General features: G+C 72.6%; 1 protein-coding gene. It reads right to left on the reverse strand.

Annotated features, from left to right (window positions below):
• A partial coding sequence (locus ACIKT0_RS19220; protein ID WP_407106873.1) for a glycoside hydrolase family 3 N-terminal domain-containing protein occupies positions 1–908 on the reverse strand: 908 nt, incomplete at both ends.

Here is a 908-nt window from a genome sequence, read left to right on the forward strand (position 1 = left end):
CCACGACCTGTTCGAAGGTGTGTTCGCACGGGCGGGTCTCGCATCGGATGTCGAGGTCATTGAGGGCGAACGAAAGCTCGACGCCGGCGCCCAGGACCTGCGCCAGCCCTTGCCGGAGCGTGACCGTCTCGGACGGTTCGCCGCGGCCGGCCCACGGCCCGAGCGTGTCGGCCGGCGACTCGCCGATCGGCCCGATCAGGGCAACCTTGCGGACGCCGCGCCGGAAGGGAAGGACGCCGCCGTCGTTCTTCAGCAGGACCGCTGATTTCTCTGCGAGCTCCTGCGCGACCGCACGATGCTCCGGGCGGAACAGGGTCGCTTCGGCGCGGCCGGGCTGCGCGCCGCGCGACGGATCATCGAACAGGCCGAGCGCCTCCTTGAGCCGGAGCACGCGCCGAACGGCCGCGTCGAGCGCGCTTTCGGGCACGACGCCCGCGCGGACAAGGCCCGGCAGGCTTTTGACGAACGCCTTCGACTGCATGTCGACATCGGCGCCCGCCGCGAACGCCTGCGCGGCCGCGTCCTCCGCGTTCCGCGCGAAGCCATGAACGACCAGTTCCCGGACCGCGCCGAAGTCGCTGAGCACTGGCCCGTCGAACCCCCATTCCCGCCTGAGCACGTCGGTCAGCAGCCAGGCGTTGGCCACCGTCGGCAGGCCGTCCGGCGCGTTGAAGGCGGCCATCATGCAGTGCGCGCCTGCCTCCACGGCGGCGCGGAAGGGCGGCAGGTAGGTCTCGCGGAGCCCGCGCCGGGAGAGATCGGGCGCAGTGTAGTCCCGTCCGCCTTCGACCGCGCCGTTGGCCCCGAGATGCTTCGCGCAGGCGGCCGTGGCGTCCGCCGCCGCAAGGTCGTCGCCCTCAAGCCCCTTCACCCGCGCTTCCGCGATGCGCGCGGCGAGCCATCGCGAC

Source organism: Hansschlegelia beijingensis, from assembly GCF_045505405.1.
GTDB classification, from domain to species: Bacteria; Pseudomonadota; Alphaproteobacteria; order Rhizobiales; family Methylopilaceae; genus Methylopila; species Methylopila beijingensis_A.